This is a genomic window from Undibacterium cyanobacteriorum (genome assembly GCF_031326225.1).
Lineage (GTDB): Bacteria > Pseudomonadota > Gammaproteobacteria > Burkholderiales > Burkholderiaceae_D > Undibacterium > Undibacterium cyanobacteriorum.
Genome location: NZ_CP133720.1, coordinates 3,844,512 through 3,864,312, shown reverse-complemented (window position 1 = coordinate 3,864,312; position 19,801 = coordinate 3,844,512). Strand labels below are relative to the sequence as shown.

Genomic DNA, 19,801 nt, shown 5'->3' with positions numbered 1-19,801 from the left:
AGAAGTAGGGCGTGATTATACGATGCGCAGCCAATCTTGCAAAAAAGCCGGTCGATTTTTGCTTTGAATTTGAGGGGAAGTCGGGCTAAGTCAAATTTCCCTATGTTTTCTTTGAGGTTTTTAGGGGTGTTTGGCAGGGAGTTTGAAAGTTGGCGAGTTTCCCAATCTGAGCGGCGTGGATTCCAGAGCTGTTGCAAGGATGCTGAATACCAATCAGCTAGATTTCACCCAGTTGCGCCTTGACAATTTAGATGGATTGAATACCAGTGAAATACCAATTGCGGGATTTTAAAAACTTGTGAACAATGGCATTCTGTATAAATAATATCGGTTGCTGTAATGAAAAATAGCTTCTCTGGCTGGGTTCGAATCTGGATCTCTGGTATCACAGTGGTGGCATCTTGCCTGCTTGTTCCACTGAGCTTCGCGGGTGCTGCCCACAAGCAATCAAAGACACATGTGGTTGGTTGGATTCCGGCCTACGCGATTGAGAAGTCGCGAGATGCCCTGAATGCTGACCCGGAAATCGCTAAAGGCCTTACCCGCATTGGTTTGCAGTTTTGGAATCCAAGTCCCGACGGGAAGGGGCTGGTCCTCGCCCCGATCAATGAAACTGGAGCGCCAGTCACGCCACGTCAAATTCATGAAGTTGTTCGGTGGGCGAAAGCGCGTAAGATTCAAGTCATGCTGACGGTCTACAATAATTCGCAGGTCATGAAGAAGTGGGATTGGGCCCTTGCGCGCAGAGCTTTCGCCGAGAATCCCAAGATTTTCTCCGCGGCGCTACTCAAAGAAATGAAGAAGTATGATCTCGATGGGATTGACCTTGACCTTGAAGGCGAAGGACATTTGGATGCTGATCGTCAAGCCTATGCGTCCTTTGTGAAGAACCTGTCGCGCCAGCTTCAGAGCCAAGGGAAGTTCTTGACGGTTGATAGTTTTCATAGCCCCTGTGTGAATGCGCCGAACATGTCGTGGTGGCGTGATTGGCAAGGCTATGTGGATGCCATTCATAGCATGGGATATCAGGATCTTTATGAAGGCAGTACGGCGACCTTTACTCCAGAAGGGGGAGCCGTCTGCGAGAATGGCGCGGCCATGTTCAAATACAGTTGGCAATTGAACTTTGGTCGCCAAGCTGGCTTTCAAGCGCATCAAATCGTGATGGGTTTCCCGACCTGGCTTGCCGCGTGGGGTGAGGGTGATCAAGCGGCGCAGGGCGGTATTGGCACTGATGTGCTTGATCATCTTAAAGAAGCGAAGCAACTTAAAGTAGGCATTGCCTTATGGGATTTGCAACTCGCTGCACCAAAATGGCGGCAAGCGGCCACGTGGAAGGCCATCCAACAGCTGCGTCAGCCTTAATTCCAAAAACACAGGATATACAGCACCAAATATGAAGCGCAAAGGCTAAGTGCTTCATTTTTAAGTACTTTTTCCTAAAAAAATAGCAAGGGTTTGGCTAAATCTGCTGAAAAAATGTGCAGAAAGCTTTTGACCTCAACTCTGTTCCTGTGTATAATCCGCAGTTCCCCAGATTTTTCACGGTCACTTCATGAAATAGTTTGAAGCCAAATTGGCGCAGACTGCGAGGTGGACGATGACGATGAAAGCGGGAAATTTCCGGGAATTATCCCTAAATTTTATTGATGAGGTTTCACATGTACGCGGTCATAAAAACCGGTGGCAAACAATACAAAGTAGCTGCTGGTGAAAAACTTAAAGTAGAACAGATACCTGCAGACATTGGCTCCGAAATCACCATTGATCAAGTGCTCGCTTTGGGCGCTGGAGAATCCATTAAGTTTGGTGCTCCTTTGGTCGCAGGTGCTACGGTGCTCGCTAAGGTTATCAGCCAAGGTCGTCACGACAAAGTTCGCATTTTCAAAATGCGTCGTCGTAAGCACTACCAAAAGCGTCAAGGCCATCGCCAAAACTACACTGAATTGCAAATCGTTTCTATCAACGGTTAATTCTGCAACTTAAGCAGCATTCAGAAGTTAAGCACATTTATTCGATTTCAAGGAGCTATTAAATGGCACATAAAAAAGGCGGCGGCACCACGCGCAACGGCCGTGACTCAGAGTCAAAACGCTTAGGCGTTAAAGTTTACGGCGGCCAAGCTATCAATGCTGGCGGTATCATCGTTCGTCAACGCGGTACAAAAGTACACGCAGGTGAAGGCGTTGGTATGGGTAAAGACCACACTTTGTACGCTTTGGTAACAGGCAAAGTACAATTTGCGGTTAAAGGCGCGTTGAAGCGTCAAACAGTCATGGTTGTTGCTGCTTAATTTATAAGCGCACAATCTGCTGGAAGCGAAAGCTTCAACCAAGAGGCTCTGCCATAGGTAGAGCCTTTTTAGTTTTCAAGCTGGTCTTTGTTTTTCAGCATGTTTGAATCAAGCGGGTAGGACTGGCCCAGTCATTGTTGAATGCAGTGACAAAAACAGAACAAAATCCATCAGCAAAAGCGCAAAGTAAGGCGAGATGATGTATCTTAGCTTTGTGCAGTGTCATTCAAATCGCGTACTTGATAGCCTAGCTAGGCATGAGCGGCGAGATATAAAAGACGAATGCATACTCTGAATGGTTCCGAATTTCTAAAGAAGTGAACCCTGTGCGTGGGAGCTGATCGGCTCTATGCTGAACGTTGAAAGTAGGGCGTTCTCGTGGCGGTTCATACGTTTTGCCGGTAGTCGATGTACCCGACATGGGCGATTGATACGCAGCAAAGCTCACACAGTAGAGGCAGTAAACATGAAATTTATTGATGAGGCAAGAATTGAAGTGATCGCCGGAGATGGCGGTAATGGCGTCGCTTCTTTTTGCCGTGAAAAATTCCGTCCTTTTGGTGGTCCAGACGGTGGTGATGGTGGTCGTGGTGGCAGTATTTATGCTGTCGGTGATCGCAACATCAATACCTTGGTCGACTTCCGTTATTCCAAATTGCACAAAGCCAAAGATGGTGAAAATGGTCGCGGCTCCGATTGCTATGGTCGTGGCGCTGATGATATTTTCTTGCGCATGCCAGTCGGTACTTTGATCATGGATCGCAATACCGACGAGATCATTGCTGATATCACCGAGCATGGCCAAGAAGTCTTGTTGGCACGCGGCGGCGAAGGCGGCTGGGGTAATATCCATTTCAAATCGTCGACCAATCGCGCGCCACGTCAACGTACTGACGGTAAACCAGGCGAACGTCGTGAATTGAAATTGGAATTGAAAGTTTTGGCCGATGTCGGCTTGTTGGGTTTGCCGAATGCAGGCAAATCGACTTTCATTACTGCGGTGTCCAATGCGCGTCCTAAGATTGCCGATTATCCTTTCACCACTTTGCATCCTAATTTGGGGATGGTGCGTGTCAGTCATGAACGCAGTTTTGTGATTGCTGATATCCCTGGTTTGATCGAGGGTGCAGCGGATGGCGTTGGTCTTGGCGTGCAATTCTTGAAGCATTTGCAGCGTACCGGTTTGTTGTTGCACATCGTCGATTTGGCACCGTTCGATGAAGGTGCGGATCCTGTCAAAGACGCCAAAGCACTCATCAAAGAATTGCAGAAGTACGATGAGACACTGGCTGACAAGCCACGTTGGTTGGTCTTGAACAAACTCGATGTTTTGAGTGAAGAAGATCGTAAAAAACGTGTCAAAGATTTCGTCAAACGCTTTGGCTGGAAAGGCCCTGTATTCGAGATCTCTGCCTTGAGTCATGAAGGTTGCCAAGCTTTGGTGAACGATATCTATGCCTACCTCGAAGAGAAACGCACCGCGGAACATCGTTCTTTGGAAACGCAAATGAAAGAAGAAGCGCAAGGCATTCTTTCTATCGATCCAGATGATCCTCGTTTTAAAGTATTCGAGGAATAAGCCTACGCAACTCGCAACTTGCAATTCGCAACTCGCAACTCGTAACTCGCAATTTCGTAGGCAAGTTGTTTGAACGATTGCTTTGAGCGATCTCTCAAAAAGCGACCTTCCAAAAAAGCCGGCAATTGCCGGCTTTTTTATTGGCTCTTTTCCCGTGGATGGAAAGCTTATCTTTTGATGTGGCACTTGTGCTGGCTTACTCAATCTTGCAACAGCGCGGCGTGAATCTTTGTGCAACACTCGCATCGTAAAAGCATGTTTATTTTTCTACATTCGTGGTAAATTGATCAATGTTTTACATATGGAGAGCCCGCCGCATTGTTTCATTTTGCCAGTAGCACTCCATCGTTTCTTTTCTCCGATTTTTACCATGATGTTTTTCATTAAAAATGTGTTTTCTGGCCATCATTTACGGTCTGGCCGTGGTGTGGTGCTGTGTGTACTGTTGTCCTTGATGAGCTGCTTGTTTGTCAGTCCGGTCGGCGCCCAATCAACGCAATCCAAAGAGTATGTGATCAAGCCACGTGACGCATGGGTGACTCCCATCGAAGTCGATGTGGCCGCTGTGAATAAAGATAATCAAACCAGTCGCGGGGTTTTCTATCTTTTGGCTGATGCGCAGGTGCGCATTGAAAAAGGGCAGAGAGAAAGTTATCGGCACTTCGCAATTAAGGCACTCAACGAACAAGGGCTCGATCAACTCGGGCACGTTGAAATTAGTTTCGATCCTTCCTATCAAAAGCTATCCCTGCATGCCATCACATTGCGGCGAGCGGGACGTGCGATTGATAAGTTAAAGACCGCAAAGATACAAGTGCTGCAGCGTGAAAAGGAATTGGAAGCGCGTATTTACGACGGCAGCAAAACGGCGAATGTTTTTCTCGAAGATGTGCAAGTCGGCGATGTGCTCGAGTATTCGTACACCATTAGCGGCAGCAATCCCGTCTTTAAGGGAAAGCAGTCCGGTAGTTTTGACTTTCAAGCCAGTGTACCAGTCCATCATTTGTACAATCGATTGGTGACTGAAAAAGAGCGAGCGCTTCATTTCACTTATCGTAATGCGAAGGAAGAGGTCAGCACTCTCGATAATGGAGAGATGCGAGAGTACGTCTGGGAGAACAAGCAGGTCCCTGCATTAATCATGCCGAGTGAGACACCGCAATGGCATGATCCTTATCCTTTCGTGCAATGGAGTGACTATCGTGATTGGGCGTCCGTCGCGCAGTGGGCGACACCTTTGTATCAGCTGCCCACGCAACGTTCTGCAGCGATCCAAAAAATCATCGATAAGATCAATGCAGAACACAAAGAGCCCGCGCAAAAAATGATGGCGGCATTGCTCTATGTACAAAAAGAGATTCGCTATTTGGGTGTGGAAATCGGCATGAACTCGCATGCTCCTAATCCGCCCGATCTGGTGTTGTCACGCCGCTTTGGCGACTGTAAAGATAAAACTCTATTGACGCTGACTTTGCTGCAAGGCTTAGGTATTAAAGCTTGGCCAGCTTTGGTACATACCAGCTTGGAGCGTAGTGTCGCGCTGTCTGAGCCGACGCCGTTTGCCTTCAATCATGTGATCGTGCACGCCACACTCGACGGTAAAGAATATTGGTTGGATCCGACGCGATCGAAACAAGTGCCCTCAGCGAGCAAGGTCTATCAACCCAACTATGGCTTTGCCTTGATCATCGATCCGAGTACGACCAAGTTGAAAGCAATCGCGACGGTGGATAGTCAAATTCAACGACGCAAAGTGAATATGTTGATCGACACATCCGCAGGCTTCGATCAACCAAGTAAGTTTCAAGTGACAACGGTCTACGAAGGTGTCAGTGCAGAAAGCATGCGCAATATGCTGCGCTCGGAAAACCGAGAAGATTTGCTGAAACGTTTCTTGAATTTTTATGCGCATTATTATCCGAGTGTTGAGCAAGTCGAGCCGGCTAAGGTGGTCGATGATGAAATGCAAAATCGCTTGGTCATCACAGAAAACTACGTGATCAACAAATTGTGGACGCACAACGAAGAAAAGAAACGTACCGAATCTTCGTATTACACGCCCGAGATTGAAAGCATCTTGCCACGCCCCGGTCAGCCTATTCGCAACCAACCGTACGCATTGAATCATCCGATTGATATCGAGCAAACCACCGAAATCCGTTTGCCGAGCGCGTGGAAGTTAAAGGACGAAGACACCAAGTTCACCAGCCCCGCTTTTGAGGTGCATCATCGCGTCAAATTGCAGGGCGATAAGATCATCATGATTGATCACTATCGCAGCCTCAAAGATCATCTTTTGGCGGATGAAATGACCAAGCACACAGAGGCTGTCGATGCCGCCAAGAATGCATTGGGGCTGATGATTTGGCAGGTCGATACGGTTGCTGGCGAAGAAGACGCGGAAGGGACATCGAACGAAAGTGATCACTCTGACCGCGCCCTGATTCGTAGTGATATGAATTGGGTGGCAATCGTCATAGCGCTCTTGTTCAGCGTGATTTGGATTGAAATCGCACGTCGTTGGTATTGTGCGGATCGTGCGTTGGTGAATACGAGCACGCCCAAGCAAGCAGAGGAAATCGGTGGCTGGTTAATTCTAATGGCGATCGGCATCGTACTCACACCGCTCATGATTTTGTGGGGCTTGAAGGATTTCGATGGATATGGCCTATCAACTTGGCTAGTATTGATGAACCCAGCCAGTGAAGCTTTTCATCCTTCTTTGATTCTTCTGTTAATTGTCGAGATGGGCGCTAATATTGGCTTCGCGATCTTGTCGACCGTGGTGGTGATTTTCTTCTTCAAACGCAGCCACCGTTTTCCGCGCGCATTTATAGGTGTCTTTTGGGGCATCAGCATCTTCCATTTCGTCGATCTGACGCTTGCGCAACAGCTCAGTACGGCATCAGATGTATCGGTAAAGGATTGGGCAGAAGCGATTCGTGGCGCAATCTATACTTTGATTTGGACCCTCTATGTCGTGAAGTCAGAGCGAGTCAAACAAACCTTTGTGCGGATTATCGGCCAAACTCTACCGCCACCACCGTCACCAATGCAAGCCGAAGCCTTACAGACATTAGGTATCGTACCGGCGGAAAAGAAATTGCCACCTGAAAATCCAAACACGGCTCCAGAGATAGATGCGCAAGATTTCGTAGCAAAATCAGGGAGTGTCACAAAGCCGGATTCGAAGGCGCCGGATCATTAGAGTTTTCTGAGGGTTTAATTCCCATTGCGGCAAGTAAGGGGAGGGCAGCATTTTGCTGCCCTTTTTTCTTTTGCCAATAGCAAGTGTCGTAACAACTCACTGCTTCAGGTAATTGTGGTCAGTCCCAACAGTAATGCAGAATAAAATTCTGAAAAATAAAACCAAATCGGAATAATGTATAATTTCAGTCATTCCATCCCAAATGAAATGATAGAAAATAGTAATTTATGCAATCTCTGATTCAAGATGCCAAACGTTTGATTGTGAAGGTCGGTTCCTCTCTGGTGACGAACGAGGGACGTGGCCTGGATCGCGAAGCGATCGCCAATTGGGCGCAACAAATCGCCGCACTGCGGGCGATGGGAAAAGAAGTCGTGATGGTCAGTTCTGGGGCGATTGCCGAAGGGCGTAAGCGCCTCGGTTTTGAAACGCGACCGACGGCAATCAATGAGCTCCAAGCCTGTGCCGCGGTCGGGCAAATGGGCTTAGCGCAAATCTACGAAAGCTGCTTTCGCGAACACGCATTGGGCACGGCGCAAATTCTTTTGACGCATGCCGACCTAGCTGATCGCGAACGCTATTTGAACGCGCGTTCGACCCTCACCACACTCTTGGAATTCGGCGTGGTGCCGGTGATTAATGAGAACGACACCGTGGTCACGGATGAGATTAAGTTTGGTGATAACGATACCTTAGGTGCCTTGGTCGCCAATCTCGTCGAGGCCGATGCCTTGATTATTTTGACGGACCAAAAAGGCCTGTACACCGCCGATCCACGTAAGCATCCTGAGGCGCAATTCGTGCATCAAGCACGTGCGGGTGATCCGGCTTTGGAAGAAATGGCGGGCGGGGCCGGGAGTAGTGTGGGGAGCGGCGGTATGTTGACCAAGATCCTTGCGGCCAAGCGCGCCGCGCGTTCTGGCGCACATACCGTGATTGCATGGGGACGTGAGGCGAACGTCTTGGTGCGATTAGCTCAAGGCGAAGCCATCGGCACCGAACTCGCCTCCGATCGCGCACCACTCGCGGCGCGTAAGCAATGGATGATGGATCACTTGCAAACCTCGGGACAATTGGTGCTCGACGCCGGTGCGGTCGAGAAGCTCACGCGCGATGGCAAATCTTTGTTGCCAATCGGCGTGACCGAAGTGCGCGGAGAATTTGGTCGCGGCTCGGTTGTCAGTTGTGTGGATGCAGCTGGCATCGTGATCGCGCAGGGCTTGTGCAATTACAGCAGCGGCGATGCACGTCGCATCATGCGCAAAGCATCGAGTGAGATTGAAAGTATCTTAGGATTCGTCGAAGAGTCCGAATTGATTCATCGCGATAATTTGGTGCTCGTGCGTTGATCAAACTCGGCGGAGAACGTGGGTGCGGTAGGTGCGATTACGCTTGGCTAATCGCACCTACGCGGTTTCATCTTACTTTCACTAATTCACTTACTTGGTCGCCATGCGCACCAGAGTCGACTTGCCAAACAAGCTTTCGATTAAATCCACTGCCATGAGCGCAGTTTGATTACGCAAGTCTAAAGCCGGATTGAGTTCGACGATATCCATGGAGCACATACGGCCTGTATCAGCGATCATCTCCATGCACAATTGTGCTTCGCGATAAGTCGGTCCGCCTAACACTGCGGTGCCAACGCCAGGAGCGATATCCGGATCGAGGAAATCGAGGTCGAAGCTGACGTGGATGTGCGTGTTTTCATCAACGCCGTCGAGCGCTTTCAACATCACATCACGCATACCATGTTCATCGATGTAACGCATATCGAACACAGGAATGCTCAAATCATGAATGAATTGACGTTCGCCATCGTCGACACTACGAATCCCGATTTGACGGATTTCATTTGGTTGCATCGCAGGTGTGTAGCCACCGTAAGCGATCAGTTGTTCTGGGCCATGACCCATTAAGCAGGCGACTGGCATGCCGTGGATATTGCCGGTTGGGCTAATCGTGGAAAGGTTGCTGTCAGCGTGGGCATCGAACCATAACACACGCAATTTTTTACCCGTGTCTTTGCAGTGTTTCGCTACCGCGCTAATGGAGCCGATGGCCAAGCAGTGATCGCCACCCATCATCATGGGGAAGTGGCCCAACTTCAAGGCATTGCTGACTTCGTCGTAGACCGCTTGATTCCAATCGATCGCTTCATTCAAGTGACGCAAACCATTGACCGGTGCTTGCCAGGGATTGGCAGGACCATGCAAATTGCCGTGATCGATGACCGCCAAACCGCGCGCCTCCAAAGCCTGCGCTAGACCTGCCACGCGCAATGCATCAGGACCCATGCCTGCACCTTTAACACTTGCACCGACATCGGTTGGTGCACCAATCAGAGAAATTGTCTTTGTCATCTCGCTGTGATCCTGCTCAAGTTGGGTTGAGGGCTGAGCCCCGAAAATCAAAAGTGGTGATGTGGTCACTGTTATGCATGAACACGGGCTGGTATTTGGCTGCCTTGGTTTCGCTGCACATTCACCGCACATACACCTAAAGCGGACGAAATTATAGACAATTCCAGCCCAAAAGAAATTTCTAAATTTTTTCTGGATTGCAGGTTGAAAGAAATTATATTTCGCATAATCCGAAAAAGTGTGCAAAAATTTCCTTGTATTGCAAACTTTCGTTCGGAAAACAAAATGGATAACTATGATTTCAATATCTTGCGACATTTGCAGGCCGATGGTCGCATGAGCAATCTGGAATTGGCAGAGAAGATACATTTGTCGCCACCGCAGACTTTACGACGGGTGCGCGCCTTAGAAGAGCAGCAGGTGATACGTGGTTATTCGGCTCGCGTGGATCGTGAAGCCCTAGGACTTGGTGTGATGGCCTATGTGAACTTGTCCTTAGATCGTGAGCAGTATCGCAATGTGCGCGAAGTCGAGAAGAAAATCATGACTTTCTCTGAGATTATCGAATGCCATACGATTTCAGGTGACTTTGACTATCTCTTAAAAGTGGTCGCGAATGATTTGAAGGGCCTGTCGCAATTTTTGACCGATAAATTGATGCAGGTTCCCGGTGTAGGGAATGTGCGTTCTATGGTGTGTATGGAAGAGATTAAACCCGTGAGTAGCTTACCCATTATGGCTTTGGGACAGCAAAGTTCATCTTGATGCAACGCTTTTTGCAAGAATTCTGGGCATGATGAGGATGGCAAGGTAAAATTCAGCCTCTGTCCCAGTCTCAACTTTGCGGATCTTTACCGACGTGTGTTGATTTGCACTGAGCCTGGTTGCAGTGACGATTAAACTTTATTTAGGTGGTGTCCATGTTAAAGAAAAACATTTTTGCAGCTGTTTTCGCAGTTGCATGCGCAATGATCAGTGCTCAAGCATCCGCTCAATCTTACTTGGGTGGCACGGTTGGTCGCACTAAGTGGAGTGTTGATTGCACTGGTACGAATCCATGCAGCACTGGCGCCGCTGGTTTTAAATTGTATGGTGGTTATGAATTCAATCAAACCTTCGCTTTGGAAGGTGGCTATGTTTATTTGAATGAAGTCAGCTTCAATATCAGTAATTTGAAAGCGACTTTCAATGGTCGTGGTTTTGATCTTGCTGGTGTTTTCAAAACGCCAGAAATGAATCGCTTCCGCGGTTTCGGTAAAGTTGGCGCGGCCTTTATGAAAGGCGAATTGATCGCCAGTGTAGGCGGCGCGCAAGGTTCCGATAACAACTACTCGACACAACCATTGGTCGGCTTCGGTGTTTTGTATTCTGTCGATAAAAACCTGTCATTGCGCGCAGAGTTTGATCATCGTCGCGTGAAAGCATCTGGCTATCCAGATACAACGTCTAACGTCAATATGTTCTCTGTTGGTCTTCAATCTTCATTCTGATACGCGACGACTGCGGTAGAAAAGAAAACCCCTTGTGAATCAATCCAAGGGGTTTTTTGTTGCGGGTTTTACTTGAAGCGACAGACCTCGTGTGGCGACTGCTAGGTATCAAGCTTATGTGATTCTAGTAGCCATTGCTTTGAGTGCTCGATTTACGAGGGATGCGAACGATGGCTTTGGTTGCGATACTCCAATCGAGTTTAATTGCAGGTGTTGAATCATCGAATTTGATTTTCGCGCCATTTTCACCAGAAGTCATGCCCATACTTGGGTGCCAAATTTTCAGTTGATATTCACCGTTCGGCAAGTCAGCAATTTGTACGTTGCCGTCTTTATCGGTCTTGCCAAAATAGGGCGTTTCGGCCACATACACATAGCTCAACATCCAATCATGGATATTGCATCCCAAGACAACAATGCCCGCTTTATCAAGCACGACCGGCGGCGCGGTCTTACCCGAATACAGTTGTAATTCAAAAGTCTTAGCGGCCGAGAATGAATACACGTGGTGGCGTACATCATCCTTGTTCGGGAAAAATACTTTGGAGCCGACCAAGAGCGGCTTCACAAATGGCACAAACTCTTTGTCGATTTGATCAATCACCTCATCTTTGGCTTTCAGGTTTTTAATCTTACTGAGATCGCTCGGTGTTGCCAGAACGACCGCATCTTCTACAGCTCGACCTTTTTTATCGCTGACTTTAATGCGCAAGTCGGCCGCGTTCGCGGAGGCGCTGATACTGTGAGCTGCAAGGCATAGTACGGTGTAGTAGCACCATTGAGAGAAACGAAAGTTCAAACGCATAAGCTTGCCTCCACTGATATTTATTTTATTTTTTGCTTCTTTAGTCTTCTAATGGCTGAGCTGTTGCATATCGCTTGGCCCACCAAAGTGATTCAACTTAAAATTTGAAATGCGCAGAGACGCTATACACGCGTTTTGCATAAGTGACTCCGTTGCTAACACGAGAGTCATGTTTTTGATTTTCAAATTGAAGGTCCCATTGACGGTTGAGGGGAATGGTGTAGCTGAATCCCCATGATTTAATTTCACCGTCCAAACGATAGGCATCGCGATCTGCTCCAAAGGCGGGGTCAGGACGAATTGCTTTGGCCACGCTGTAAATCGCTGCCGAGTCAGAAACAGTGGTAACGACCAGATCACCCTTGCGTTGGCTGTACTGCAAGCCAAGTAGATGATCGCCGAAGATACTGTAGTCCGCGCTTACACTCCAAGTGTGGTAGCGTCCATCATAGACCGCACCCGAATAGTCTTCCTCGACACTACGATTATCAGCGGCATGATGTTGCGTGAGTCGCCAAGTCGCGTTCAGATTCAGGTTTTCGATCACACGCTTGCTTAAGCGGAGTTCAGCATGCTGTATATCTTGTGTACGATCCGCTTGTTCAAACAGCTGGCGTTCGTACCCAAGTTGCCCTGAGAAGACGGGGGCGTAAGGTCCTAGGCCCCACTTCTTTTTGACTTCGATTGTGCCGCCGAGGTCGCGGTGGCTTAAGCCGGTAAAGCGGTTATAGCTGGTCGAGGCCAGCTTGCCATTCAAAATGACCGTGATCGGATCGTCTCCCAACGTGGCGATGCGACCGACATTCAAAGTGTTGATCAAGGAGTTGTCGGCCACGGCGTAACGCACACGAGAATTGCCGAGATTATTGTCGCGCTTGAGTTGAGTATCAAACTGCAAGAAGTCTTCGGCGACGGCTGGCGTCGTAAAAAGAAAGGAGGCGCATAGGAGGCCGAGACCCTGAACAAATCGCGGCGTCCAATGGCTGCGTCCCGCGACTAGCGCAAAAAGAGAAGTGTGATCTGACTTAGTCATGATGTTGTGCTTTAAATTTCCAATGTGAACTTTGTAGCCATGTTTCCAATACATCTGCGGCTAGTGGTCTGCTGACAAAATAACCCTGTATGCTATCGCAGCCCATATCGCGCAGGGCGTCCCAAGTGGCTTGATTTTCGACACCTTCAGCGATCACGTGCAAGCCCATGTTATGGCCTAGATCAATGGTGGAGCGAACGATCACCTCATCGTCATGATTGTTTTCCATATCGGTGATGAAGGATTTATCGATTTTCAGTTCGCTGACGGGCAGTTTTTTCAAATAGGCGAGTGAGGAATAGCCAGTGCCAAAATCATCGATCGACATTCTGAAGCCGCTTTGATGTAAATGATTTAGCACCTCTAAGGCACTTTGCGGATCCGTCATAATGGCACTCTCGGTGATCTCTAGGGTAATCCAATCGGCGGAAGCTTGATAGCGTTGCATGGCCTGTTCGAAAATCTGTGGCAATCTAGGATTGAGCAGGTCACGCGCGGAAATATTGATCGAAATGCTGAGACTCAACCGCATTTGTTCCCATTGATGTCGCTGCCGCAAGGCCTCATTAATCACCCACTCGGTAATGGTGGCGATGAAGCCCGTGCTTTCGGCAAAGGGGATAAATTGGTCTGGCGGAATGATGCCGCGTTTGGGATGCTGCCAACGAATCAGCGCTTCAACTTCGGCAATCGTGTTACTACGGAGGTCGACCTTCGGCTGATAAAATAATTTGAGCTCCTGATGCTCAACGGCATGGCGTAGTTCTGCCATGAGCGATAAGTTTTGTTTCGCATGTGCTTCGAGCGCGGTGTCATACACCACGTATCCACTATTGCTTCGCTTGGAGGCATACATGGCTAATTCCGCGTGGCGCAGCAAAGCGTTCTGCTGCTGACCATGTAAGGGTGAATGCACAATGCCGATACTGCCACTGGCAATCACTTGGTGGCCTTCTAGCAGGATGGCTTGATCTAAGGCGGTGCGGATTTGTTGCGAAAGTTGGATTGCTGCCTGCGGCGTATCGCTCTCCACCAACAAGCCAAATTCATCACCACCAAGGCGTGCCAACATACTCCATTGACCCTGGGTTTGTTCTAATAATCGCCTGACGATTTCTTTGAGGAGTAAATCACCGATGTGGTGCCCCAAAATATCATTCACGTCCTTAAAACGATCGATATCCATGAGCAAGATCGAGAAGCGTTTTTCGGTGCGCAGGTAATCTTCGATGGCCTGCACGAACGCTGTGCGATTGGCGAGCCCAGTGAGCGTATCGCGGTAAGCCAACTCGCTAATCCGTTCTTCGCGCACGGCAATCCCTTGCGCCATGTTGTTGATGGCGGAGGCGAGTTGATGTACTTCGGCATCGCGTGCGACGACTGTATTCGACTGGTAGCGCCCTTGTTCGATCGCTTGTGCGAGCGTTCCTAGGTCGCGCAAGGGGCGAGTGATGTTGCGGGCAATTCGAAATGAGGCTGCCAATGTTGCACCGAGTGCTAGCACCCCCAGCAAAATCAAAATCATCTGTAGTCGGCGTAAAGGCGCCAAGACGATATCGAGTGATTGCTGCAAGACCGTCACCGCTTCTTGGTTGCCTGCCGCTGTATTGAGCTTGAGGCGGGAAATACGGGTCAGGTAGTCTTCGTTCGCTAAGGAAATCACTTTGACATAGGCGTCGGCATCGGTCTCATTACTCGTATTCGTCTCGCTTGAGGAATGAATGTCGCGTGGCAAAGTATTGGCATTCTCCGTGGGCAGTGTGGTGGCGATTAACTGCCATTGACGCGTATCGGCGCGTGGCACCATGAAAGATACTTCTAAGCCAGTGAGCGATTTAAGGTTGGCAGAAAATTGATCATCAATGACGAAGCCTAGGGCCAGCCATGCCACCGGCAGCGGTGCCATGACGGGCACCACCACGAGTTGATACAGCTTGCCCTCAAACATCACCACCGCACTGGTTTGTCCATGTTCTTCCGCAGCTTTAATTAGTTGTGGAAAGGCGAAGGTCTGACCAGCATGACTTCTGGCTAAAGTGTCAGCCACCAAGACGTTATCGGTGCCGACTAACATCGCGATGTCGGCGTTAATCCGACCACCATGATTTTGTAAGACCGAAACGATGGTATTCCGATCACCGGTAGCGACCGCTTTGATAAAGGCAAAGTCGGAAGTGAGGATGCCTGCGGATTGCGTCAGCCATTTGGTATTGTCGGCACGGATAGAATTGAAGATCTTTTCACCGGCTAGCAGATTGTGCTCGATATCCTTGTTGGCACTCTTGGAAATAAAGCTATTCACGAAGACAAGCGAGACGACCTGCACGATCAGTAATAAGACCGAGAAGGCGATAATGATGCGCGTTTGTAAATGCCGAATACGCATGGTCGGAGTCCCGTGACGGAGCCAAGAAACGGATTTGATACGACAAAAAGCGATTAGTTCAGAATGCAGAACTTGAGAACGACATCAACAGCAAGCATGCTGCTTGTGATTGGCGTTCTCTATCATAGAACAGTTTGCGGATGCTGCCCATGCTGACGCAGCAGAAATGAGAAGACTGCGCCAGATTCGGGAAAATCTGGCGGGTGGAGTGGGTTTTTCGTCGGTTTTTTGCAAATTTCTGCGTCTAATTTTCCATCTGTGCGAGCTGCTTTAGATCGGTAGCAAGCTCGGCTGGCGACCTTGTAAAATATCTTGCGCACGAACGTTCACCGCTGGGAGCGAATCTGCGTGCGTCAAAATGTAGAACTGGTTGGCCAGTACTGCTTGCATGACTTGCTCGGCAACCGTCTCTGGCGCTAAGCCATTTTCGACGGCCTTCATGATGGCTGCCGAAGTCTTTGCGGAGACTTTTTCGAGAGTCTCGACCTTGGTTCTTTGCTCGGCATCGCGATTGCGTTCCGATTCGACGATACGAGTGTTGACCCAGCTGGGGCATAAAACAGAAACGCCGATCTTGCTCTGGCGCAGAGTCAGATCGTGATACAAACCTTCGGTCAAAGTCACTACCCCGAATTTGCTGACATTGTAGGCAGCTAAGGCCGGTGCTGAAATCATGCCTGCCATGGAGGCGGTGTTGACAATGTGGGCCTCTTCATCTTGCGCCAACATACGCGGTACAAAGATGCGCAGGGCGTGCGTGACACCATACAGATTGACTCCCATCACCCATTCCCAGTCTTGCGCTGTGGTTTCCCATGCTGACTTAGCGACCGCGACACCGGCATTATTGATCAATAGATGAACTGCACCAAAACGTGCATAGGCTTGATCGGCTAAGTGTTGAATGGCGGATTCTTTGGCGACGTCCGTGACGACGCCGAGCACCGCAACGCCTTGCTGTTCGAATTCGCTGACGGTCGCTTGTAAACGTTCGGCACTGATGTCGGCCAACACTAACTTCATACCGCGCGCCGCTGCCGCTTGTGCCAAGGCTTTACCGATGCCTTCGGCGGCACCGGTAATCACCGCGACTTTGTTCTGTAAATCTTTCATGGGGTCTCCAAACAAATTGAAATTATCGATAACTAATGAGGGCAGGCGCTTGATGCATTTCTAAATGCACAGCGCTATTGAGGCTGGCGACGCTGATATGGCGTACAGTGTGATCGTGCCGACTGGTGCGGTAATGCAAACGCGAGACGCCGCTGTTGACCAAGCTGGCATTCAAATCAAAAATCTTGGCATCGCTGATGCCCAGAATTTCTTGCAGTAAGACCGAGATGGTGCCGCCTGAAGTAAAAATCCAAATTTGCCCCTCGCGCTCGCAAGCGCCTTGTAACGCAGCGCGGCAACGCTGTTGAAAGTGAGACCAGCTTTCGGCATAGTCTTGATGTTCACCACTTACCCAGCGTTGCATCGCTTGTGTAAAAAGCTCTTGAAAGGCGCGCCGCGGTTGAGCCCGCTGTTCGACGAAATGACGTAGTTCTCGGAAATTCGTGAAGCGCGGGTGGGCTTGCAAGATCACTTGTTCGTGATCGAACTCATTGAAGCCGGCATCGATCAGCCATTCCTGTTCGGGGTGCTGATACAGGTCTTGCCGCCAGGCTTGCAAACAGTGTTGTGCGGTCTGACGATGGCGTTTGGCCGCGCCACAGACAATATGATCGGGTTGGTAGCCCATGCTACGCAGCCACACACCCAACAGGCGTGATTGTTCCATGCCGAGTGGCGACAGTTGGTCGTAGTCATCGGCATCAAAACTGGCCTGCCCGTGCCGTATCAGGAAAATGCTATTCATCAATCCGTCTTTCAATGACTCGATGCGGTTCACAAGGCCGAGCCTGCGATGAGACGCAAACAGCGCTGTTCCAAATACAGACTCATTTTGCCAAAATTGGCGAAAGCTGGATTGGTGGTTTGACCGTGGAAGAAGCGATAGTAAATTTGTTGAACAATCACGGCTAAGCGGAACAAACCAAAGATGGCATAGAAGTCAAAGTTATCGACCCGATAGCCCGTCTTCTCACCGTAATAGGCGATCACTTCAGCACGGCTCAACATGCCTGGTAAATGCGTAGGCTGACGGCGCACCGATTGGAACACTGCGTCATCATCTGCTTGCACCCAATAGGCGAGGGTATTCCCCAAATCCATCAACGGGTCGCCGAGTGTTGCCATCTCCCAATCGAGCACCCCAATCACGTCGGTAATGTCGTCGGGATTGAGTACCACGTTATCAAAGCGGAAGTCATTGTGAATGATGCAGGTTGCCACATCGCGCGCAGGCATTTTCGCTTTCAGCCACGCCATCACTTGCTCGAAATCGCCGACATCGTCGGTCTTGGCTTTGCGGTAGCGTTCACTCCAACCATCCATTTGGCGTTGCACATAGCCTTCGCCTTTACCGATGCTTTCCAAGCCCGCTGCTTTGTAATCAATCTGATGCAAGGCGATCATTTTATCGAGCACACTCAAACACAAGGCGCGCGTCTCTGCTTCACTTAACACTAAACCTTTGGGCAAATTGTGACGGGGGATGATGCCGTGAATGCGTTCCATGACATAGAAATCGCAGTCCATCACACTGGCATCGTCGCACGCAGCGATCACTGTCGGCACATAGGGATACACGGGCTTGAGAGCCTGCATGATCTTCGCTTCACGGAGCATATCGTGCGCGGACTTGGCCTTATGACCAAACGGCGGACGACGCAGTATCAAATCACGATCGGGAAAGCGTAGCAAGTAAGTCAGATTCGAAGCGCCGCCTGAAAACTGCTCAAGTTCAGCCTGGCCTTGTAAATCGGGTAGATGCTGTTTGATGAAATGCTCGATGGCTGCCATCGGCAATTCTTCACCACTGCGGACTTGACCCGCACGATCATTAAAGTCGCTCATGCCTGACCCCGCATGGCTTGGTTAGGAATGGCTTGGCTTTGCAATGCTTGTTTTTGTAATTCGAGTTTAGCGATCAAGCCGCGATGCACTTCATCGGGGCCATCGGCGATGCGCAGCACGCGGGCATAGGCATACAAGGCGGCGAGTGGGAAGTCATCCGACAAGCCAGCGCCGCCATGGATTTGCATAGCCGCATCGATGACTTGCGTTGCCACATTCGGTGCAATCACCTTAATTTGCGAAATCTCACTCATGGCTGCTTTCACGCCAGCGGTATCCATCATCCATGCAGCTTTCAAAGTTAATAAACGCGCTTGTTCGATCGCCATCCGGGCATTGGCGATGATGTCGGCATTGCCGCCTAATTTTGCTAAGGGTTTGCCGAACGCGACCCGACTCAGCGCGCGTTGGCATAAGAGTTCTAAGGAGTATTCCGCGGCGCCAATCGCACGCATACAGTGATGAATACGACCTGGCCCCAAACGTCCTTGGGCAATTTCAAAGCCGCGACCAATGCCGTGAGCAGGATCTTGCTCATTACCGCCTATGATGGCAGACAAGGGCAAGCGTACGTTAGTAAAACTGACTTCGCCGTGACCAAAGGGCTCATCCAAGGTATGAAATACCGGCAGCATTCTTTCTATCTTCACGCCGGGCGTGTCGAGTGGCACCAGTACCATAGAATGTTGACGATGTTTGTCGGCCTCAGGCGCACTCAAGCCCATGAAGATCAACACTTTGCAATTCGGATGACCGATGCCCGAACTCCACCACTTGCGGCCATTCAAAACGACTTCATCACCTTCGACAAAAGCAGTCGCCTCCATATTGGTGGCATCACTTGAGGCGACATCGGGTTCGGTCATGCAAAACGCAGATCGAATCTCACCATTCATGAGCGGCTTCAACCATTGCTGCTTCTGCGCTTCTGATCCATATTTGACCAAGACTTCCATATTGCCCGTGTCAGGCGCGTTGCAGTTAAACACCTCAGGCGCCATCATCGAACGTCCGGTAATTTCAGCCAATGGTGCATAGTCAACATTCGCTAGGCGCGCCCCATCTTCAGGCAAAAACAGATTCCACAAACCAGCCGCTTTGGCTTTGGCCTTGAGCTCTTCCATCACAGCAGGCTGCTGCCATTGCGTCCAATCGCTACCGCCTTTGAGCTGTTGATAGTAGCTCGCTTCGGCGGGTAAGACATGCTCTTGCATAAAGGCTTGCATGCGAGCGATCAGCTCTTTGGCGACGGGGGAATGATCGAAATTCATGGTGTGCTTTCTTAATGCTGATTGAAGACTGACTTAATGCTGATGAGTTTTTTCTTCGATGTTCAATGCTGGGGGAGATCTACTACAAACTCCCTTCTCCCGCTTGCGGGAGAGGGGATGCGGAAGTTATCGACGCGTTCAATAGTCACGTAATAACCACAAACTCCCTTCTCCCGCGAGCGGGAGAAGGGCAGGGGATGAGGGTGGTTCCGGCATGACTACACTTTTTATCTTGCTGATCATCTCTATGTTTTTACTTGAAGTGAGGATTCGACAAACAGTCCCATTTCTCAGCGCCCCTCACCCTAGCCCTCTCCCGCGTGCGGGAGAGGGGATGGTCTGCAATTGAGTTGGCGGCTTGCGTATTGTTTTGGCTAGAGTCAGGTTCAAATATGAATCACAAAACGTCAGCATA

General features: G+C 49.6%; 16 protein-coding genes. 8 read left to right on the top strand and 8 right to left on the bottom strand.

Features of this window, described 5'->3' with window-relative positions; translation table 11 throughout:
• The first annotated feature begins 339 nt into the window (after nucleotides 1–339).
• The 6 genes from RF679_RS16060 to proB all read left to right on the top strand — a co-directional run bounded on the left by RF679_RS16060 (nucleotide 340) and on the right by proB (nucleotide 8,429).
• Complete coding sequence (locus tag RF679_RS16060) at nucleotides 340–1,365, top strand: glycosyl hydrolase family 18 protein (protein WP_309481640.1); 1,026 nt, start codon at nucleotides 340–342, stop codon at nucleotides 1,363–1,365.
• A 296-nt stretch (nucleotides 1,366–1,661) separates the two neighbouring features.
• The gene (rplU, locus tag RF679_RS16055; RefSeq protein ID WP_309481639.1) at nucleotides 1,662–1,973 is read left to right on the top strand and encodes a 50S ribosomal protein L21; all 312 of its coding nucleotides are present in this window, start codon (nucleotides 1,662–1,664) and stop codon (nucleotides 1,971–1,973) included.
• Nucleotides 1,974–2,035: 62 nt separating this feature from the next.
• The gene (rpmA, locus tag RF679_RS16050) at nucleotides 2,036–2,293 is read left to right on the top strand and encodes a 50S ribosomal protein L27 (RefSeq protein ID WP_309481638.1); all 258 of its coding nucleotides are present in this window, start codon (nucleotides 2,036–2,038) and stop codon (nucleotides 2,291–2,293) included.
• Between the two features lie 466 nt (nucleotides 2,294–2,759).
• Complete coding sequence (cgtA, locus tag RF679_RS16045; protein WP_309481637.1) at nucleotides 2,760–3,872, top strand: Obg family GTPase CgtA; 1,113 nt, start codon at nucleotides 2,760–2,762, stop codon at nucleotides 3,870–3,872.
• A gap of 370 nt (nucleotides 3,873–4,242) precedes the next feature.
• Nucleotides 4,243–7,080 (top strand): DUF3857 domain-containing protein, encoded by a 2,838-nt coding sequence (locus tag RF679_RS16040; RefSeq protein ID WP_309481636.1) that lies wholly within the window; start codon nucleotides 4,243–4,245, stop codon nucleotides 7,078–7,080.
• Between the two features lie 227 nt (nucleotides 7,081–7,307).
• Nucleotides 7,308–8,429, top strand: coding sequence for a glutamate 5-kinase (gene proB, locus RF679_RS16035; RefSeq protein ID WP_309481635.1), 1,122 nt, complete (start codon nucleotides 7,308–7,310; stop codon nucleotides 8,427–8,429).
• A gap of 90 nt (nucleotides 8,430–8,519) precedes the next feature.
• On the opposite strand, the gene rocF is transcribed toward proB, so the two are convergent.
• The gene (gene rocF / locus RF679_RS16030) at nucleotides 8,520–9,443 is read right to left on the bottom strand and encodes an arginase (RefSeq protein ID WP_309481634.1); all 924 of its coding nucleotides are present in this window, start codon (nucleotides 9,441–9,443) and stop codon (nucleotides 8,520–8,522) included.
• A gap of 285 nt (nucleotides 9,444–9,728) precedes the next feature.
• On the opposite strand from rocF, the gene RF679_RS16025 reads away from it, so the two are divergent.
• On the top strand, nucleotides 9,729–10,208 hold the full coding sequence (locus tag RF679_RS16025; RefSeq protein WP_309481633.1) for an Lrp/AsnC family transcriptional regulator: 480 nt from the start codon (nucleotides 9,729–9,731) through the stop codon (nucleotides 10,206–10,208).
• A gap of 155 nt (nucleotides 10,209–10,363) precedes the next feature.
• Nucleotides 10,364–10,933, top strand: coding sequence for an outer membrane beta-barrel protein (locus RF679_RS16020; protein WP_309481632.1), 570 nt, complete (start codon nucleotides 10,364–10,366; stop codon nucleotides 10,931–10,933).
• Between the two features lie 124 nt (nucleotides 10,934–11,057).
• Here RF679_RS16020 and RF679_RS16015 read toward each other — a convergent pair whose 3' ends face one another.
• The 7 genes from RF679_RS16015 to RF679_RS15985 form a co-directional block, all read right to left on the bottom strand.
• Nucleotides 11,058–11,738 carry a methylamine utilization protein gene (locus tag RF679_RS16015; RefSeq protein WP_309481631.1) on the bottom strand — a complete coding sequence of 227 codons (681 nt, stop codon included), beginning with the start codon at nucleotides 11,736–11,738 and terminating at the stop codon, nucleotides 11,058–11,060.
• 97 nt (nucleotides 11,739–11,835) lie between these two features.
• Nucleotides 11,836–12,771: a hypothetical protein gene (locus tag RF679_RS16010; RefSeq protein ID WP_309481630.1), complete on the bottom strand. Its 936-nt coding sequence runs from the start codon at nucleotides 12,769–12,771 to the stop codon at nucleotides 11,836–11,838.
• Nucleotides 12,764–15,157, bottom strand: a complete 2,394-nt coding sequence (locus RF679_RS16005; protein ID WP_309481629.1) for a bifunctional diguanylate cyclase/phosphodiesterase — start codon at nucleotides 15,155–15,157, stop codon at nucleotides 12,764–12,766. Before RF679_RS16005 ends, RF679_RS16010 begins: the two co-directional genes overlap by 8 nt.
• Before the next feature lie 270 nt (nucleotides 15,158–15,427).
• Nucleotides 15,428–16,270 carry an SDR family NAD(P)-dependent oxidoreductase gene (locus RF679_RS16000; RefSeq protein ID WP_309481628.1) on the bottom strand — a complete coding sequence of 281 codons (843 nt, stop codon included), beginning with the start codon at nucleotides 16,268–16,270 and terminating at the stop codon, nucleotides 15,428–15,430.
• Between the two features lie 22 nt (nucleotides 16,271–16,292).
• Nucleotides 16,293–17,015: a histidine phosphatase family protein gene (locus tag RF679_RS15995; protein WP_309481627.1), complete on the bottom strand. Its 723-nt coding sequence runs from the start codon at nucleotides 17,013–17,015 to the stop codon at nucleotides 16,293–16,295.
• 29 nt (nucleotides 17,016–17,044) lie between these two features.
• The gene (locus RF679_RS15990; RefSeq protein ID WP_309481626.1) at nucleotides 17,045–18,115 is read right to left on the bottom strand and encodes a phosphotransferase family protein; all 1,071 of its coding nucleotides are present in this window, start codon (nucleotides 18,113–18,115) and stop codon (nucleotides 17,045–17,047) included.
• On the bottom strand, nucleotides 18,112–19,386 hold the full coding sequence (locus RF679_RS15985; RefSeq protein ID WP_309481625.1) for an acyl-CoA dehydrogenase family protein: 1,275 nt from the start codon (nucleotides 19,384–19,386) through the stop codon (nucleotides 18,112–18,114). Before RF679_RS15985 ends, RF679_RS15990 begins: the two co-directional genes overlap by 4 nt.
• Between the last annotated feature and the right edge of the window lie 415 nt (nucleotides 19,387–19,801).

Bases quoted from the DNA above. Each gene is read 5' to 3' on its own strand.
- RF679_RS16060 (WP_309481640.1), top strand. From the start codon at position 340: ATGAAAAATAGCTTCTCTGGCTGGGTTCGAATCTGGATCTCTGGTATC.
- rplU (WP_309481639.1), top strand. From the start codon at position 1,662: ATGTACGCGGTCATAAAAACCGGTGGCAAACAATACAAAGTAGCTGCT.
- rpmA (WP_309481638.1), top strand. From the start codon at position 2,036: ATGGCACATAAAAAAGGCGGCGGCACCACGCGCAACGGCCGTGACTCA.
- cgtA (WP_309481637.1), top strand. From the start codon at position 2,760: ATGAAATTTATTGATGAGGCAAGAATTGAAGTGATCGCCGGAGATGGC.
- RF679_RS16040 (WP_309481636.1), top strand. From the start codon at position 4,243: ATGATGTTTTTCATTAAAAATGTGTTTTCTGGCCATCATTTACGGTCT.
- proB (WP_309481635.1), top strand. From the start codon at position 7,308: ATGCAATCTCTGATTCAAGATGCCAAACGTTTGATTGTGAAGGTCGGT.
- rocF (WP_309481634.1), bottom strand. From the start codon at position 9,443: ATGACAAAGACAATTTCTCTGATTGGTGCACCAACCGATGTCGGTGCA.
- RF679_RS16025 (WP_309481633.1), top strand. From the start codon at position 9,729: ATGGATAACTATGATTTCAATATCTTGCGACATTTGCAGGCCGATGGT.
- RF679_RS16020 (WP_309481632.1), top strand. From the start codon at position 10,364: ATGTTAAAGAAAAACATTTTTGCAGCTGTTTTCGCAGTTGCATGCGCA.
- RF679_RS16015 (WP_309481631.1), bottom strand. From the start codon at position 11,738: ATGCGTTTGAACTTTCGTTTCTCTCAATGGTGCTACTACACCGTACTA.
- RF679_RS16010 (WP_309481630.1), bottom strand. From the start codon at position 12,771: ATGACTAAGTCAGATCACACTTCTCTTTTTGCGCTAGTCGCGGGACGC.
- RF679_RS16005 (WP_309481629.1), bottom strand. From the start codon at position 15,157: ATGCGTATTCGGCATTTACAAACGCGCATCATTATCGCCTTCTCGGTC.
- RF679_RS16000 (WP_309481628.1), bottom strand. From the start codon at position 16,270: ATGAAAGATTTACAGAACAAAGTCGCGGTGATTACCGGTGCCGCCGAA.
- RF679_RS15995 (WP_309481627.1), bottom strand. From the start codon at position 17,015: ATGAATAGCATTTTCCTGATACGGCACGGGCAGGCCAGTTTTGATGCC.
- RF679_RS15990 (WP_309481626.1), bottom strand. From the start codon at position 18,115: ATGAGCGACTTTAATGATCGTGCGGGTCAAGTCCGCAGTGGTGAAGAA.
- RF679_RS15985 (WP_309481625.1), bottom strand. From the start codon at position 19,386: ATGAATTTCGATCATTCCCCCGTCGCCAAAGAGCTGATCGCTCGCATG.